Annotated in this window: 20 protein-coding genes; 11 read left to right on the forward strand and 9 right to left on the reverse strand. The window is 59.6% G+C overall.

All coding sequences use genetic code 11. The features are described 5' to 3' along the window. Nucleotides 1-186 precede the first annotated feature (186 nt). The gene (locus tag AAEZ05_RS00970; RefSeq protein ID WP_045059828.1) at nt 187-795 is read left to right on the forward strand and encodes a C40 family peptidase; all 609 of its coding nucleotides are present in this window, start codon (nt 187-189) and stop codon (nt 793-795) included. A gap of 131 nt (nt 796-926) precedes the next feature. Here AAEZ05_RS00970 and AAEZ05_RS00975 read toward each other — a convergent pair whose 3' ends face one another. After that, entirely contained in the window at nt 927-1,961 is a 1,035-nt protein-coding gene (locus AAEZ05_RS00975; protein WP_122841143.1) for a type IV pilus twitching motility protein PilT, read from the reverse strand. A 57-nt stretch (nt 1,962-2,018) separates the two neighbouring features. Here AAEZ05_RS00975 and AAEZ05_RS00980 point away from each other — a divergent pair, with 57 nt between their 5' ends. The 9 genes from AAEZ05_RS00980 (at nt 2,019) to AAEZ05_RS01020 (ending at nt 8,718) form a co-directional block, all read left to right on the forward strand. Further along, on the forward strand, nt 2,019-2,711 hold the full coding sequence (locus AAEZ05_RS00980) for a YggS family pyridoxal phosphate-dependent enzyme (protein WP_045059826.1): 693 nt from the start codon (nt 2,019-2,021) through the stop codon (nt 2,709-2,711). A 24-nt stretch (nt 2,712-2,735) separates the two neighbouring features. Then, nucleotides 2,736-3,554 (forward strand): pyrroline-5-carboxylate reductase, encoded by an 819-nt coding sequence (proC, locus tag AAEZ05_RS00985; RefSeq protein WP_205892053.1) that lies wholly within the window; start codon nt 2,736-2,738, stop codon nt 3,552-3,554. Nucleotides 3,555-3,564: 10 nt separating this feature from the next. Continuing rightward, a complete protein-coding gene (locus tag AAEZ05_RS00990) occupies nt 3,565-4,155 on the forward strand; it encodes a YggT family protein (RefSeq protein WP_045059824.1) in 591 nt (196 codons plus the stop codon). A 193-nt stretch (nt 4,156-4,348) separates the two neighbouring features. Then, nucleotides 4,349-5,488: a homoserine O-succinyltransferase MetX gene (metX, locus tag AAEZ05_RS00995; protein ID WP_045059823.1), complete on the forward strand. Its 1,140-nt coding sequence runs from the start codon at nt 4,349-4,351 to the stop codon at nt 5,486-5,488. A gap of 7 nt (nt 5,489-5,495) precedes the next feature. Next, on the forward strand, nt 5,496-6,116 hold the full coding sequence (gene metW, locus AAEZ05_RS01000) for a methionine biosynthesis protein MetW (RefSeq protein WP_045059822.1): 621 nt from the start codon (nt 5,496-5,498) through the stop codon (nt 6,114-6,116). A 26-nt stretch (nt 6,117-6,142) separates the two neighbouring features. Further along, nucleotides 6,143-6,577 (forward strand): DUF4426 domain-containing protein, encoded by a 435-nt coding sequence (locus AAEZ05_RS01005; RefSeq protein ID WP_350646448.1) that lies wholly within the window; start codon nt 6,143-6,145, stop codon nt 6,575-6,577. Then, entirely contained in the window at nt 6,574-7,170 is a 597-nt protein-coding gene (rdgB, locus tag AAEZ05_RS01010) for an RdgB/HAM1 family non-canonical purine NTP pyrophosphatase (protein WP_205892052.1), read from the forward strand. Before AAEZ05_RS01005 ends, rdgB begins: the two co-directional genes overlap by 4 nt. Continuing rightward, nucleotides 7,167-8,372 (forward strand): radical SAM family heme chaperone HemW, encoded by a 1,206-nt coding sequence (gene hemW, locus AAEZ05_RS01015; protein WP_045059819.1) that lies wholly within the window; start codon nt 7,167-7,169, stop codon nt 8,370-8,372. The genes rdgB and hemW overlap by 4 nt, the downstream gene beginning before the upstream one ends. A 22-nt stretch (nt 8,373-8,394) precedes the next feature. After that, on the forward strand, nt 8,395-8,718 hold the full coding sequence (locus AAEZ05_RS01020; protein ID WP_205892051.1) for a DUF3392 domain-containing protein: 324 nt from the start codon (nt 8,395-8,397) through the stop codon (nt 8,716-8,718). A gap of 128 nt (nt 8,719-8,846) precedes the next feature. Here AAEZ05_RS01020 and trmB read toward each other — a convergent pair whose 3' ends face one another. From trmB to AAEZ05_RS01040, 4 genes are all read right to left on the reverse strand, one after another. After that, the gene (gene trmB / locus AAEZ05_RS01025) at nt 8,847-9,572 is read right to left on the reverse strand and encodes a tRNA (guanosine(46)-N7)-methyltransferase TrmB (protein ID WP_045059818.1); all 726 of its coding nucleotides are present in this window, start codon (nt 9,570-9,572) and stop codon (nt 8,847-8,849) included. Between the two features lie 9 nt (nt 9,573-9,581). Continuing rightward, the gene (locus tag AAEZ05_RS01030; RefSeq protein WP_122841137.1) at nt 9,582-10,376 is read right to left on the reverse strand and encodes a thiazole synthase; all 795 of its coding nucleotides are present in this window, start codon (nt 10,374-10,376) and stop codon (nt 9,582-9,584) included. Nucleotides 10,377-10,436: 60 nt separating this feature from the next. Further along, entirely contained in the window at nt 10,437-10,637 is a 201-nt protein-coding gene (gene thiS, locus AAEZ05_RS01035) for a sulfur carrier protein ThiS (protein ID WP_007897898.1), read from the reverse strand. A gap of 185 nt (nt 10,638-10,822) precedes the next feature. Then, on the reverse strand, nt 10,823-11,194 hold the full coding sequence (locus tag AAEZ05_RS01040) for a DUF423 domain-containing protein (protein WP_205892050.1): 372 nt from the start codon (nt 11,192-11,194) through the stop codon (nt 10,823-10,825). A gap of 73 nt (nt 11,195-11,267) precedes the next feature. Between AAEZ05_RS01040 and mtgA the strand changes: the two genes are divergently transcribed. Next, entirely contained in the window at nt 11,268-11,990 is a 723-nt protein-coding gene (gene mtgA / locus AAEZ05_RS01045; protein ID WP_045059815.1) for a monofunctional biosynthetic peptidoglycan transglycosylase, read from the forward strand. Between the two features lie 152 nt (nt 11,991-12,142). Here mtgA and rpoH read toward each other — a convergent pair whose 3' ends face one another. The 4 genes from rpoH to ftsY all read right to left on the reverse strand — a co-directional run bounded on the left by rpoH (nt 12,143) and on the right by ftsY (nt 16,291). Continuing rightward, a complete protein-coding gene (rpoH, locus tag AAEZ05_RS01050; RefSeq protein ID WP_045059814.1) occupies nt 12,143-12,997 on the reverse strand; it encodes an RNA polymerase sigma factor RpoH in 855 nt (284 codons plus the stop codon). Nucleotides 12,998-13,110: 113 nt separating this feature from the next. Further along, the gene (ftsX, locus tag AAEZ05_RS01055) at nt 13,111-14,133 is read right to left on the reverse strand and encodes a permease-like cell division protein FtsX (protein ID WP_045059813.1); all 1,023 of its coding nucleotides are present in this window, start codon (nt 14,131-14,133) and stop codon (nt 13,111-13,113) included. Then, entirely contained in the window at nt 14,130-14,801 is a 672-nt protein-coding gene (ftsE, locus tag AAEZ05_RS01060; protein WP_045059812.1) for a cell division ATP-binding protein FtsE, read from the reverse strand. The genes ftsX and ftsE overlap by 4 nt, the downstream gene beginning before the upstream one ends. After that, nucleotides 14,798-16,291, reverse strand: a complete 1,494-nt coding sequence (gene ftsY / locus AAEZ05_RS01065; RefSeq protein WP_350646449.1) for a signal recognition particle-docking protein FtsY — start codon at nt 16,289-16,291, stop codon at nt 14,798-14,800. The genes ftsE and ftsY overlap by 4 nt, the downstream gene beginning before the upstream one ends. Nucleotides 16,292-16,539 lie beyond the last annotated feature (248 nt).

The raw sequence follows: 16,539 nt of genomic DNA on the forward strand, positions 1-16,539 counted from the left end.
CCGACAAATGGCAAATGTTATCCTTCTGTTCTCTAAAGTCTTGTCGCATAAGGCATTTGCCTGAAGACCCTCGTACATCTGTCGCCAATTTGGTTCCCTTGAGACTTTTGCGAATCGACCAACGGACCCGGAATGGACAAAAAAGCTGTTATAAAGTTGCGCGCTAACCAATATGAGCCCTGCCTAATGCGTCCAATTTTCAAGACATGGCTAACCATTTGCCTTTTGATGCCACTGGCCGCCCACGCCACCAATCGTGAGCAACGTCTTCCCAACGTTAATGGTTACACCCCGAAATCCCATGCTTCTGCTCCTTCGAGCAAAAGCAAAAAAACAGCTCCAACCCTGACCAGTAAAAGCAGCCTGGTTCCGCCAATGGCGAGCAAGGAAAGCAGCAACGTGCTGAGCCGTGCGGTGAATGTGCTCGGTACTCCTTATCGTTGGGGCGGTAGCAGCCCAAGTAAAGGGTTTGACTGCAGCGGCCTGGTGAAATACGCGTTCAACGACGCGACATTCGACCTGCCCCGCACGTCGAACGCCATGGCCAGTGGTCATGGCGAGAAAGTCGATCGCAAGGATCTGAAGCCTGGCGACCTGATTTTCTTCAACATCAAGAGCCGTCGGGTCAATCACGTCGCCATTTACCTGGGCAACGACCGCTTCATCCACGCACCGCGTCGTGGCAAGTCGGTGAGTATCGATACGCTGAAAAAACCGTATTGGGAAAAACACTACGTAGTGGCCAAGCGGGTACTGCCGAAAGAACAGAGCGCGTTGCGGGTTGTTCAGCGCTGATCTGAAGCCAAAACATCTTCGCCGGACATTACGGCCCTATCGCGAGCAGGCTCGCTCCCACGTTGGAATGCATTCCGCTGTGGGAGCGGGCCTGCTCGCGATGGCATACTTGAAAGCGCCACCAATCTCCCTCAGAAGTTATCCGGCAACCGCGCCTTCTCCCGCGCATGCTCGCGGCTGATCAGCCCTTTGTTGACCAGATCCTTCAAGCACATATCCAGCGTCTGCATCCCCAACGACGCGCCGGTCTGAATCGACGAATACATCTGCGCCACCTTGTCCTCACGGATCAGGTTACGGATCGCCGACGTTCCTATCATGATCTCGTGCGCGGCAACCCGGCCGCCACCGACTTTCTTGATCAGCGCCTGCGAGACCACGGCCAGCAGGGACTCGGAGAGCATCGAACGCACCATCGACTTCTCGTCTCCCGGAAACACGTCCACCACCCGGTCGATGGTTTTCGCCGCCGACGTGGTGTGCAGCGTGCCAAACACCAGATGCCCGGTTTCCGCCGCCGTCAAGGCCAGCCGAATAGTCTCCAGATCGCGCATTTCACCCACCAGAATCACGTCCGGGTCCTCGCGCAGGGCCGAGCGCAGGGCCGTGGCAAAGCTGCGGGTATCACGGTGAACTTCGCGCTGATTGATCAGGCATTTGCGTGATTCGTGAACGAATTCGATAGGGTCCTCAATGGTTAGGATATGGTGATGACGATGGTTGTTCAGGTAATCGATCATGGCCGCGAGGGTGGTCGACTTGCCGGAGCCGGTAGGCCCGGTCACCAACACCAGGCCGCGCGGGGCCTCGGTGATTTTGCGAAATACCTCCCCCATGCCCAGGTCATCCATGCTCAGGACTTTTGAGGGAATGGTACGAAAAACCGCACCAGCGCCGCGGTTCTGGTTGAAGACATTGACGCGAAAGCGCGCCACGCCGGGCACATCAAAGGAAAAGTCGGTCTCCAGATGCTTCTCGAAATCCACCCGCTGGGTGTCGTTCATGATCGCGTAGATGAGCTCCTGCACCTGTTTGTGGTCCAGGGCAGGCAAGTTGATGCGGCGTACATCGCCATCGACGCGAATCATCGGTGGCAGGCCGGCGGACAAGTGCAGGTCGGACGCGCCCTGTTTGGCGCTGAAGGCCAGCAGCTCAGTGATATCCATAGCGCTCCTCAATTCCAGTAGAATGCCGCCAACCTCAGAACCGCTGGCGCCTCTTGAATGTCCACGATAGCAGACAACATCGCACAGGTTAGTTCGCGCATCCATGCTGCGGCCCAAGCCGCTCACCGCGACGAGCACAGCGTGCAGTTGCTCGCCGTGAGCAAGACCAAGCCCGCCGAAGCGTTGCGCGAAGCACACGCCGCCGGGATCTGCGACTTCGGCGAGAACTATCTGCAGGAAGCCCTGGGCAAACAGCTCGAATTGGCCGACCTGCCCTTGATCTGGCACTTCATCGGCCCCATTCAATCGAACAAGACTCGCGCTATCGCCGAGCACTTCGCCTGGGTGCATTCCGTGGATCGCTTGAAAATCGCACAACGCCTGTCCGAGCAACGTCCCGCCGATTTGCCTCCACTGAATATCTGCATCCAGGTCAACGTCAGCGGTGAAGCCAGCAAATCCGGCTGCACCCCTGAAGATCTGCCGGCGCTGGCGCAAGCCATCAGCCAATTGCCGCGCATCCGCTTGCGCGGGCTGATGGCGATTCCCGAGCCAACTGAAGATCGCGCCGCCCAGGACGCCGCCTTTGCTGCCGTACAGCAACTGCAAGCCAGTTTGAACCTGCCGCTCGACACACTTTCCATGGGCATGAGCCACGACCTCGAGTCGGCCATCGCCATGGGCGCCACCTGGGTCCGTATCGGTACGGCCCTGTTTGGCGCCCGCGGCTCTCAACCAATGCAGCCTTGATGGCTCTCTTTGTAAGGACCTGACATGAGCAAGACTCGTATTGCCTTTATCGGTGCCGGCAACATGGCCGCCAGCCTGATCGGCGGCCTGCGCGCCAAAGGTCTGGAAGCCGAGCTGATCCGCGCCAGCGATCCGGGCGCTGAAACCCGCTCGAAAGTCGCCGCTGAACACGGCATTGCTGTATTTGCCGACAACGCCGAGGCGATCAAAGACGCCGAAGTGGTCGTCCTGGCGGTCAAACCCCAGGCGATGAAGGCCGTGTGCGAAGCGATTCGCCCAAACCTGAAGCCGAACCAACTGGTGGTGTCCATCGCTGCCGGCATTACCTGCGCCAGCATGAACAACTGGCTCGGCGCACAGCCTATCGTGCGCTGCATGCCCAATACCCCGGCGCTGCTGCGCCAGGGTGTGAGCGGGTTGTTCGCTACGGCCGAAGTCAGCGCCGAGCAACGCCAGCAAGCCGAAGAGTTGCTGTCCGCCGTCGGCATCGCCCTGTGGCTTGACGAAGAACAGCAGCTGGACGCGGTCACTGCGGTGTCCGGCAGCGGCCCGGCGTACTTCTTTCTGCTGATTGAAGCGATGACCGCTGCCGGCGTGAAACTCGGCCTGCCAGCAGATATCGCCGCTCAACTGACCGTGCAAACGGCCTTGGGCGCTGCGCACATGGCGGTTGCCAGTGACGTCGACGCGGCTGAATTGCGTCGCCGCGTGACTTCCCCTGCAGGTACCACCGAAGCTGCAATCAAGTCGTTCCAGGCTGGCGGCTTTGAAGCGCTGGTAGAAAAAGCACTCGGCGCCGCTGCGCACCGCTCGGCCGAAATGGCCGAACAATTGGGTCAATAAGGAGCCTTACATGATTGGATTGAACACTGCAGCGGTCTACGTGCTGCAAACCCTCGGCAGCCTGTATCTGCTGATCGTACTGTTGCGTTTCGTGCTGCAACTGGTGCGGGCGAACTTCTATAACCCGCTCTGCCAATTCGCGGTAAAAGCCACCCAACCGCTGCTCAAGCCCCTGCGCCGGATTATCCCGAGCATGTTTGGCCTGGACATGTCGTCCCTGGTGCTGGCGATCCTGGTGCAATTGGCACTGATGGCGCTGACACTGCTGCTGACCTACGGCACGACCGGCAACCCGCTGCAACTGCTGATCTGGTCGCTGATCGGCGTGACCGCGCTGTTCCTGAAGATTTTCTTCTTTGCCCTGATCATCAGTGTGATCCTGTCGTGGGTTGCACCGGGTAGCCACAACCCTGGCGCCGAGCTGGTCAACCAGATCTGCGAACCGGCCCTTGCACCGTTCCGCAAGATCCTGCCAAACCTCGGCGGCCTGGATATCTCGCCGATCCTCGCCTTCATGGTGTTGAAGCTGATCGACATGCTGGTCATCAACAACCTGGCCGAGATGACGATGATGCCGCAGATCCTGCGCTTGCTCATCTAACTCCCAGGCTCACTGCAGTATCGTTCTTCGCGAGCAAGCCCGCTCCCACAGGTAAAGTGCAGACTTGTTGGAGCAAGGCTTGCCCGCGATGGCAACGCCTCGGTATGACAAGTAACAAACAGCCCCGGCCTTTGCTTGCCGCTAACCCCACCGGTCTTTAGACTTACGCCTCATTTCAACGAGAGCAGGGTCGATGCCAACTGCCTTTCCCGCCGATTCTGTTGGCCTGGTGACGCCGCAAGTGGCGCACTTCAGTGAACCCCTGGCCCTGGCCTGTGGCCGTTCGCTTCCAGCCTATGACCTGATCTACGAAACCTACGGCACGCTGAACGCCACGGCGAGTAACGCCGTGCTGATCTGCCACGCCTTGTCCGGCCACCACCACGCCGCCGGTTTCCACAGCCCCGACGACCGCAAACCAGGTTGGTGGGACAGCTGCATCGGCCCCGGCAAGCCCATTGATACGACTAAATTTTTTGTCGTCAGCCTGAACAACCTGGGCGGCTGCAATGGCTCCACCGGCCCGAGCAGCATCAACCCGGAGACCGGCAAGCCATTTGGAGCCGACTTCCCGGTGCTCACGGTAGAGGATTGGGTGCACAGCCAGGCACGCCTGGCGGACGTGCTCGGCATCAACCAATGGGCCGCCGTGATCGGCGGCAGCCTGGGCGGCATGCAGGCGATGCAATGGAGCATTACCTACCCCGATCGCATCCGGCACTGCCTGGCAATCGCCTCGGCCCCCAAGTTGTCGGCACAGAACATCGCGTTCAACGAAGTGGCGCGCCAGGCTATCCTGACCGACCCCGAATTCCACGGTGGCTCGTTCCAGGAAGCAGGCGTAATCCCCAAGCGCGGCTTGATGCTGGCACGGATGGTCGGGCACATCACTTATCTTTCCGATGACTCCATGGGCGAGAAATTCGGCCGCGGCCTGAAAAGTGAAAAGCTCAACTACGACTTCCACAGCGTCGAGTTCCAGGTTGAAAGCTACTTGCGTTACCAGGGGGAGGAGTTTTCCGGCCGCTTCGACGCCAACACCTATCTGTTGATGACCAAGGCGCTGGACTACTTCGATCCTGCGGCGAATTTCGACGACGACCTGGCGAAAACCTTCGCCAACGCCCAGGCCAAATTCTGCGTGATGTCGTTCACCACCGACTGGCGCTTCTCCCCTGCCCGCTCGCGGGAGCTGGTGGATGCGCTGATGGCCGCCAAGAAAGACGTGTGCTACCTCGAGATCGACGCTCCGCAAGGCCACGACGCCTTCCTGATTCCGATTCCGCGTTACCTGCAGGCGTTCAGCAACTACATGAACCGAATTTCGCTTTGAGGACATCATGAGAGCCGATCTGGAAATCATCCAGGAATGGATCCCCGCCGGCAGCCGCGTACTCGACCTGGGTTGCGGCGACGGTGAACTGCTGACCTGGCTGCGCGACAACAAGCAGGTGACCGGCTACGGGCTGGAAAACGACCCGGACAATATTGCCGAATGCGTCGCCAAAGGCATCAACGTCATCGAGCAGGACCTGGACAAGGGCCTGGGCAACTTCGCCAGCAACAGTTTCGACATCGTGGTCATGACCCAGGCGTTGCAGGCGGTGCACTACCCGGACCGAATCCTCGACGAGATGCTGCGGGTCGGTCGCCAGTGCATCATCACCTTCCCGAATTTCGGCCACTGGCGCTGCCGCTGGTACCTCGCGAGCAAGGGGCGGATGCCCGTTTCCGATTTCCTGCCATACACTTGGTACAACACGCCGAACATCCACTTCTGCACTTTCGGCGACTTTGAAGAGTTGTGTCGCGAACGTGAAGCCAAGGTCATTGATCGGCTGGCTGTCGATCAACAGCATCGCCACGGGTGGGCCAGCAAGCTATGGCCTAATCTATTAGGTGAAATCGGCATCTACCGCGTCAGCAGCCCCGGCCTGCAGGATCACAAGATCGCGGTGTGAAACACGACATTTCGAGGAGAACCAACATGGGTCGTCTAGCGCTGTTTCTATTTACTGCCTGCCTGAGCGTGACCGCCATGGCCGCCGATGCCATCAAGGGTGAACGCCAGGAAAAATTCGGTGACGTGACGGTGCATTACAACACCTTCAATTCCACCTTCCTGACGCCGGACATTGCCAAAGCCGCGGAACTGACCCGCAGCAAGAACCAGGGCGTGATCAACATTTCGGTGCTCAAGGACGGCAAGCCGCTGATGGCCCAGGTCAGCGGCACCATCAAGGACCTGACCAGCCAGAGCGTAAAGCTCAACTTCCGCCAGATCACCGAACAGGGTGCGATTTACTATATCGCCCAATACCCGGTCGATCAGCAGGAGACCCGCACCTTTAATATTCAGGTGGAGACTGGCGATAAAATCAACACCATCAATTTCAACCAAGAGCTTTTCCCCGGCCAATGATGAACTTCACCCAACTCGTACTGGCCAGCCACAACGCCGGCAAACTCAAGGAACTCCAGGCCATGCTCGGCGATTCGGTGCAATTGCGCTCGATCGGCGAATTCAGCACTGTCGAGCCTGAAGAAACCGGCCTGTCGTTTGTCGAGAATGCCATTCTCAAGGCCCGCAACGCCGCGCGCATCTCCGGCCTGCCGGCACTGGCCGATGATTCGGGCCTGGCAGTGGACTTCCTCGGTGGCGCACCGGGCATCTATTCGGCCCGTTACGCTGATGGCCAAGGCGATGAGGCGAACAACGCCAAGCTGCTCGACGCCTTGAAAGACGTACCTGAAACCGAACGCGGCGCGCAATTCGTCTGTGTACTGGCCCTGGTGCGGCACGCCGATGATCCGCTGCCGATACTCTGCGAAGGCTTGTGGCAAGGGCGCATCCTGACCCAGGCCAGTGGCGAGCATGGTTTTGGCTATGATCCGCTGTTCTGGGTGCCGGAACGCGACTGCTCCAGCGCAGAGCTGAGCCCTGGCGACAAGAACCTGATCAGCCACCGCGCCCGTGCAATGGAACTGCTGCGCCTGCGTCTGGGCTTGAAATGACCCACGACTCCTCCGCATCGCCGCTGATTTACGGCGGCGCTGCACAACCGCCTCGGGCAGCGCTTGCCGTACTGCCGCCCCTGGCGCTGTACATCCACATCCCGTGGTGTGTACGCAAATGCCCTTATTGCGACTTCAATTCCCACACGGCCAGCCCGGTGCTGCCGGAAGAGGAATACGTCGATGCCTTGCTGGCCGATCTCGATCAGGATCTGCACGCGGTGTATGGCCGCGAGCTGAGTTCGATCTTCTTTGGCGGTGGCACGCCGAGCCTGTTCAGCGCTGCGGCCCTGGGCCGACTGCTCAAGGGCGTCGAGCAGCGCATAACGTTCGCCGCAGACATCGAAATCACCCTGGAAGCCAATCCCGGGACCTTCGAGCAGGAAAAGTTCATGGCTTACCGCGCGCTGGGCATCAATCGCCTGTCGATCGGCGTCCAGAGCTTCCAGGAAGAGAAACTCAAGGCCCTGGGCCGCATTCATAACGGTGACGAAGCCCTCCGTGCTGCCGGCATGGCGCGTCAGGCCGGGTTCGACAACTTCAACCTGGACCTGATGCACGGCTTGCCCGATCAGTCCCTGGACGATGCGTTGAGTGACCTGCGCCAGGCCATCGCCCTTAAGCCTACTCACCTGTCCTGGTACCAACTGACCCTGGAACCGAACACGGTGTTCTGGAACCAGCCGCCGACGCTGCCGGAAGACGACACACTGTGGGACATTCAGGAAGCCGGCCAGGCGTTGCTCGCCGAGCACGGTTACGCGCAATACGAAGTCTCGGCGTATGCCCAACCCGGGCGCCCGGCGCGGCACAATCTCAATTACTGGAGCTTCGGTGACTTCATCGGCATCGGCGCCGGCGCTCACGGCAAGCTCAGTCATCCGGACGGGCGCATCGTGCGCACCTGGAAGACGCGCCTGCCGAAGGACTACCTGAACCCGGCGAAAAGCTTCAAGGCGGGCGAGAAAGCGCTGACCAATGAAGAAATGCCGTTCGAGTTCCTGATGAACGCCTTGCGCCTCACCGAAGGCGTCGAATCGCGGCTGTACCAGGAGCGTACCGGCCTGAGTCTGGAAAGCTTCGCCGAAGGCCGCCTCGAGGCCGAACAAAGCGGCTTGTTGCAGGTCGAACCGTCACGTCTGGCGGCCACCGAGCGCGGGCAACTGTTCCTCAATGACTTGCTGCAGAAATTTCTGAGCTGATTTCAGCCTTAAGGGAAAACGAATGGATTTGATACTCGACCTGCTCGCCACCGTCTCCCGCTGGAGCCGCAGCAACCTGTCGGAGATCTCTCTGGCGCTGGTGGGCTGTTTGCTGGTGCTGTTTGGCGCGGACATCAAGGGCTGGATCGACCAACGCCTGGGCAGCATCGCCGGCGCCTTGCGCGTCCCGCTGATGGCCTTGGTGTGCATGGTCGGCAGCGGCCTCGCGCTGATCTACGCCACGCCGTGGATCATCAAAGGCCTGAGCCAGTTCAACAACTACAGCCTGGCGCCGGTGTTGTTGGTGGTGTTGGTGCTCATCGGCGTAGTGGCCGACCGCCGCTGAATTTGAGCACATACAAAACATTTTGGGAGCGGGCTTGCCCGCGATGAGGCCGTAACATTCAACATCCACGTTGACTGTCAGACCACTGTCGCGGGCAAGCCCGCTCCCACAGGTTTTTGTATTACCGTTCAGGACTGCTTTTCGAACTTCAGATCCCACACGCCATGCCCAAGACGTTCGCCACGGCGTTCGAACTTGGTGATCGGCCGCTCGGCCGGGCGCGGTACGCACTTACCGTCTTCGGCCAGGTTGCGATAACCCGGCGCGACGTTCATCACTTCCAGCATGTACTCGGCGTACGGCTCCCAGTCCGTGGCCATGTGCAGCACGCCGCCGACCTTCAACTTGCTACGCACCAGCTCAGCGAACGACGCCTGAACGATGCGACGCTTGTGGTGACGACTCTTGTGCCATGGATCAGGGAAAAACAGCATCAGGCGATCGAGACTGTTATCCGCCACGCAGCGGTTGAGCACTTCGATCGCATCGCAATCGTAGACTCGAAGGTTGGTCAGGCCCTGGGTCAGCACGCCATTGAGTAGCGCGCCAACACCCGGACGGTGCACCTCAACGCCAATGAAATCCTGCTCCGGCGAAGCCGCAGCCATTTCCAGCAAGGAATGGCCCATGCCGAAGCCGATTTCCAGCGAGCGCGGCGCAGAGCGGCCAAACACTTGATCGAAGTCCACCGGCGCATCGGCGAGCGGCAGCACGAACAGTGGCGTGCCCTGCTCCAGGCCTTTCTGCTGGCCTTCGGTCATGCGCCCGGCGCGCATCACAAAACTCTTGATACGTCGGTGTTGGCGCTCTTCGCCTTCTTCCGGCTGGATAGGCGTTTCTTTTGATTCAGTCATCAATGGCTCTTACTTGATCAGACCATCCAGCGGCGAGGAGGCGCTGGCATAGAGTTTTTTCGGCATGCGACCGGCGAGGTAGGCCAGACGGCCCGCGACGATCGCATGTTTCATGGCTTCGGCCATCATGACCGGCTGCTGGGCATGGGCGATAGCCGAGTTCATCAGCACCGCCTCGCAGCCCAGTTCCATGGCAATCGTAGCGTCGGAAGCGGTACCCACACCAGCATCCACCAGTACGGGAATCTTGGCTTCTTCGAGGATGATCTGCAGGTTGTAAGGGTTGCAGATCCCCAGTCCCGTGCCGATCAGACCGGCCAGCGGCATCACCGCGATCACACCGATTTCCGCCAGCTGACGGGCAATGATCGGGTCATCGCTGGTGTAGACCATCACGTCAAAACCTTCCTTGACCAGCACTTCGGCAGCCTTCAGGGTTTCAATCACGTTGGGAAACAGGGTTTTCTGGTCCGCCAGCACTTCAAGCTTCACCAGGTTGTGGCCGCCCAGCAGCTCCCGGGCCAGCCGACAGGTGCGCACGGCCTCGGCGGCATCGAAGCAGCCTGCCGTGTTCGGCAGGAAGGTGTAGCGATCCGGCGACAGGACTTCAAGCAGGTTCGGTTCGCCCGGGTTCTGGCCGAGGTTGGTACGGCGCACGGCGAAGGTCACGATCTCGGCACCCGAGGCTTCGATGGCCAGGCGGGTTTCTTCCATGTCACGGTACTTGCCTGTGCCTACCAGCAAACGCGACTGGTAGGTACGACCGGCCAGGACGAAGGGCTTGTCGCTACGAACGATGCTCATGGGAAATCCTCTGTTGGGGTGAGGTTCTTGCAGAATTCTGTGCCCTTGCGGGCCGGGCGACTAGCCGCCGCCGATGGCGTGCACAACTTCGACTGAATCACCGTCGTTCAAGGTGGTTTCGGCATGCTGGCTGCGCGGGACGATGTCCAGATTGAGCTCGACCGCTACCCGGCGTCCGGTAAGTTCCAGACGGGTGAGCAGGGCCGCAACGGTTTCACCGTCGGGCAGTTCAAGGGATTCGCCGTTCAACTGAATGCGCATGCCGCAGGCCACCATCATTTTAAGGGGCTGGCATTCTAGCCCGATCAACCAGATCGACCCAAGCCATTCGTCTTGAAACGCAATCCTCCCGGTAGGAGCTGCCGCAGGCTGCGATCTTTTGATCTGGCTTTTTTGAAGATCAAAAGATCGCAGCCTGCGGCAGCTCCTACCGAGGTTTGGTTACCTCAGGCCAGGCGCCAGGCGGCAAGACCCAGGCAAAACCAGCCCACCAGAAACGCCAGCCCGCCAAACGGGGTGATGATCCCAAGTTTGCTGATGCCCGTCATGGTCAACACATACAGGCTGCCGGAAAACAGCAGGATGCCGATCGCAAACGAAGCACCTGCCCACGTGACCAGGCGTCCCTGCATTTGTGTGGCCAGCAGCGCCACGCCCAGCAACGCCAGGGTATGCACCAATTGATAAGTGACGCCGGTGTGGAATATCGCAAGGTATTCAGGCGTCAGGCGGCTCTTCAGGCCATGGGCAGCGAATGCGCCCAGGGCAACTCCGGTAAAGCCAAAAAAAGCGGCCAGCATCAGAAAGCCACGCAGCATGAGAACTCCAGTCAGACTCGATCAACAGGGTCTGTATAATGGCCCGCTCAACGGGTTCGGCCAAGCCATCTCTATGCTGCGTTTAATTGTACGAAGATTCACCAAGGCCGTGCTCTGGTTCGCGGGCGGCAGCGTATTGCTGGTGCTGATATTTCGCGTGGTGCCGCCTCCGGGAACGGCCTTGATGGTCGAGCGCAAGATCGAGTCATGGTTCGACGGCGAGCCCATTGACCTGCAACGCACCTGGAAACCCTGGGATGAGATCTCCGACGACCTCAAGCTTGCGGTGATTGCCGGTGAAGACCAGAAATTCCCGGAGCACTGGGGATTCGATTTTGGCGCGATTCAAAAAGCCCTGGCTCACAACGAGCTCGGCGGTTCGATTCGGGGCGCCAGCACCTTGAGCCAGCAGGTTTCGAAGAACCTGTTCTTGTGGTCCGGCCGCAGCTGGCTGCGCAAAGGCCTGGAAGCGTGGTTTACCGGGTTGATAGAAGTGCTCTGGCCCAAGCAGCGGATTCTTGAGGTTTACCTCAACAGTGTGGAGTGGGATGAGGGCGTGTTTGGCGCAGAGGCGGCAGCGCGGCACCACTTTGGTGTCAGCGCAAAAGGGCTCAGTCGTCAGCAATCCAGCCTGCTGGCGGCGGTCCTGCCAAACCCGCGAGCCTGGAGCGCGAGCCATCCCACCAGCTATGTTGCGCGACGCGCAGGATGGGTTCGACAACAGATGAGCCAGCTGGGTGGCGACAGCTATCTGCTGGGCCTGAACGGCTCGCGTCGGCCGCCTTGGGCGCAATGAACGCCCAGAGCAAAAGATCGCAGCCTTCAGCAGCTCCCACAGGTCTACACATTTGTCCGTAGGAGCTGCCGAAGGCTGCGATCTTTTGATCTTATGAACAAAAACGCCCCGATCATCGCTGATCGGGGCGTTTTTCATCTCGTTCGCGAGAGTTACGCCGCGATAGACAACTTGAGCTTGTTCATCGCGCTCTTCTCAAGCTGACGAATACGCTCGGCCGACACGTTGTACTTCTGCGCCAGGTCATGCAGCGTGGCTTTCTCTTCAGCCAACCAGCGCTGATAGAGAATGTCACGACTGCGGTCGTCGAGCACTTCCAGCGCCTCGTGCAGGTTGTGGTTGGAGTTGTCACTCCAGTCAGCGTCTTCCAGTTGACGTGCCGGGTCGTACCGGTGGTCTTCCAGATAGTTGGCTGGCGACTGGAAAGCACTGTCGTCGTCTGCTTCGGCAGCCGGGTCGAAGGCCATGTCATGGCCGGTCAGGCGACTTTCCATCTCGCGCACTTCACGCGGTTCAACGCCGAGGCTTTCCGCCACGCGGTGAACTTCCTCGTTATTCAACCATGCCAGACGTTTCTTCTGGCCACGCAGGTTGAAGAACAGCTTGCGCTGGGCCTTGGTGGTCGCGACCTTCACGATGCGCCAGTTGCGCAGGATGAACTCGTGAATCTCAGCCTTGATCCAGTGCACGGCAAACGAAACCAGACGCACACCCATTTCCGGGTTGAAGCGCTTCACGGCCTTCATCAGGCCGACGTTGCCTTCCTGGATCAGGTCAGCCTGAGCCAGACCGTAGCCGGAATAGCTACGGGCAATGTGTACGACAAAACGCAGGTGGGCGAGCACCATCTGCCGAGCCGCCCCCAAATCCTGCTCATAATAGAGACTCTCGGCCAGTTCACGCTCCTGCTCCGGCGTCAGCAATGGAATGCTGTTCACCGTGTGCACATAGGCCTCCAGGTTCGCACCCGGGACCAGAGCATATGCAGGTTGCAAAGAATTGGTCATACGAAAAAACCTCCGTCTTACATAACTCGTGCAGTTCAGCACTGCGAAAATTGACCGGAAACCGAAGAATAAGTTCCCATAAACGCTGAAAGGTCAATACGAGCAAAATGATATTACTTCGGCGCAAGCTCCCGCAGGTGGCGTGCGACTGCAATCCATGCACCGATATACCCCAACAGCACCGCGCCAAGCAAGAGTGACAGACCATCGGCAACCGGTACCCCGGCCAAGGCGAAATCACTGCCGTACAAACCGGCCAGGCCGACCACCGCATCGTTCAGCCAGTCCAGGCCAAACGCCAACAAGCCCCACGAAAAAATCCCTGCACCGAAGCCATACAGCGCGCCCATGTACAGAAAGGGCCTGCGTACATAACTGTCAGTGCCGCCCACGAGTTTAATCACTTCTATCTCTGTGCGGCGGTTTTCAATATGAAGACGAATGGTATTGCCTATCACCAAAAGTAATGCAGAAACCAGCAGCACGGTCAGACCGAAGACAAAACGGTCGCCCAGCTTCAGGATCGCGGCCAAACGCTCGACCCAGACTAGATCAAGTTGCGCCTGCTGTACCTTGGGCAACTCGGAAAGTTTTTGTCTCAATGCTTCAAGAGCGGGCTTGTCGACCTCATTCGGAGTAACCAGTACCACGCCAGGCAGCGGGTTTTCCGGCAGCTCCTTGAGCGCGTCGCCCAAGCCGGACTGCTGCTGGAACTCTTCTAGCGCCTGGTCGCGGCCTACGTATTCAGCATCGGCGACGCCGGGGATAGCTTTTATCTGCTCACGCAATGCTTCCCCCTGCTCGGGGCTGGCGTCGAGTTGCAGGTAAAGGGAAATCTGCGCCGCACGCTGCCAGGAACCACCTAGACGCTCGACGTTACCGAGCAGAAGTGACAGCCCCATGGGCAGGCTCAGGGCGACCGCCATGACCATGCAGGTAAAGAAGCTGCCAATAGGCTGCTTGCCCAAACGACGCAGACTGTCCATCAGACTGGCCCGATGGCTTTCAATCCAGGCATGGAACAGCGTGGCAAAATCGGGGCCGTCATCGTCGTCGCGTTTTTTCTTCTGCGGCTGCGGATCGGCGGCCTTCGGGGCAACGCGCTCGGAAACCTTGGGGCTGCGAGTCGCACTCATACGCCGGCCTCCCCGTCACCGATCAATCGACCGCGCTGCAGGGTCAGCATGCGGTGACGCATGCGGGCGATCAATGCCAGGTCGTGACTGGCAATCAGCACGCTGGTACCGAGGCGATTGATGTCTTCAAATACCCCCATGATCTCTGCCGCCAGGCGCGGATCGAGGTTACCGGTGGGTTCATCCGCCAGCAGCAAAGCCGGACGATGGACGATGGCCCGGGCAATGCCGACGCGCTGTTGTTGACCGGTGGAGAGGTCGCCCGGGTACAGGTCGGTCTTGTCGGAAAGCGCCACACGCTCAAGGGCGGAGTCGACGCGCTTGACGATCTCGGCCTTCGACAAGCCGAGTATCTGCAGCGGCAAGGCAATGTTGTTGAACACCGTGCGATCGAACAGCAGCTGGTGATTCTGGAACACCACCCCGATCTGACGCCGCAGAAAGGGGATCTGCGCATTGCTGATGGTGGCCAGGTCCTGCCCGGCCAGCAGCAACTTGCCGGTAGTCGGGCGCTCCATGGCCAACAACAGCCGCAGCAATGTACTTTTACCGGCGCCGGAATGCCCGGTTACAAACAGGAACTCGCCCCGACGGACCCGAAAGCTCAGCTCGTGCAAGCCGACGTGACCGTTCGGATAGCGTTTACCGACCTGTTCGAAACGAATCATGAACGCTCCCGCTCGGCAAACAATGCCTGGACAAAGGGTTCTGCTTCAAAAGTACGCAAGTCATCGATGCCTTCGCCGACGCCAATGTAGCGAATAGGCAACCCGAACTGCTTGGCCAGGGCGAAAATCACCCCGCCCTTGGCCGTGCCATCGAGCTTGGTCAGCGCCAGCCCGGTCAATTCAACGGTCTGGTTGAATTGCTTGGCCTGGTTGATGGCGTTCTGGCCGGTCCCCGCGTCGAGCACCAGCAACACTTCGTGCGGCGCGTCCGCATCGAGCTTGCTGATCACCCGGCGAACCTTCTTCAGTTCTTCCATCAGGTTGTCTTTGGTATGCAGGCGCCCGGCCGTATCGGCTATCAATACATCGATGCCCCGGGCCTTCGCGGCCTGCACGGCGTCAAAGATAACCGATGCCGAGTCGGCGCCAGTGTGTTGGGCGATCACCGGGATCTTGTTGCGCTCGCCCCAGACCTGCAACTGCTCGACCGCAGCGGCGCGGAAGGTGTCACCGGCGGCCAGCATGACTTTCTTGCCTTCGAGCTGCAGCTTTTTGGCCAGCTTGCCAATGGTGGTGGTCTTGCCGGCGCCGTTGACGCCGACGACCAGAATGACAAACGGTTTGCTCTGCGAGGTGATTTTCAGCGGCTGCTCAACCGGCTTGAGCATCGCGGCCAACTCCGCCTGCAGCGATTTATACAGCGCAGCCGCATCGGCCAGCTCCTTGCGCGCGACCTTCTGGGTCAGGCGCTGGATGATCACCGAGGTAGCTTCGACGCCGACATCGGCTGTCAGCAGGCGGGTTTCGATGTCTTCGAGCAATTCGTCATCGATGAACTTCTTGCCCAGGAACAGGCTGGCCATGCCCTCGCCAATGCTGGCGCTAGTCTTGGACAAGCCCTGTTTGAGCCGGGCGAAGAAGCCCGCCTTGGATTCTTCGGTACGCACAGGCTCTGCAACAGGCTCAATGACGGCAACCGACGTCTCGACCACTGGCGCTGGTGCTGGCACCGCAGCTGGCGCTGGAACTGGAACTGGAACTGGAACTGCAATAGGCTCAGGCTCAGGCTCAGTCAGCACCACGGGGGCGACAGGCGGCTCCACAAACAGTGCCTGAGCGGGCTCCGGCGCGACAACCGTCGGTGCCGGGATTGGCGGCGGCAGGTGCGGCGCCAGTTCATCCTCGACCAACGCCACCGGTTCTTCCGCGACGGGCAATTTTAACCAGGGTTCGGCGACCGGAACCGGAGTCGAGGGTTGCTCAGCCACGACTTCAGGTTCAGGCTCGACGATCGGCTGCAGCACCGGCTCGGCGATCGGCAGGACAATCGGCGAGGGCTCCTCATCCAGTACCGGCGCTGGAGCCGGCTCATTAAGTGGCTGTGGCTGTTCCACGACGGTTTCCTGCGGCTTTTTGCGCAGCCATCCAAACAGGCCTTTCTTCTCGCCAGCCGCAGCTGGGGTCTTCTTGTCGTCGTTGGAACCAAACATGGAGGACGGCTATCTCACGGTAGCGACGCGCCCACAGGCGCCTCGGCAAATAAATATTCAATGCTGAACAGACTGCAATAGATCGAGCTTGTTCACGCGCAACATTTTGTAGAGGTGTACGAGACACCTCAGGAAAACGATTTAACACAGGACTGATGCGGCAAAATCGGCGAAAAAGCAGAACTCTGCCAGTAAATGCCGAATTTCCGTCGCGAACCCATACAACCTGATCAAGCATCAAGGCTTGA

The organism is Pseudomonas sp. HY13-MNA-CIBAN-0226 (genome assembly GCF_040310305.1).
Taxonomy (GTDB): domain Bacteria; phylum Pseudomonadota; class Gammaproteobacteria; order Pseudomonadales; family Pseudomonadaceae; genus Aquipseudomonas; species Aquipseudomonas gregormendelii.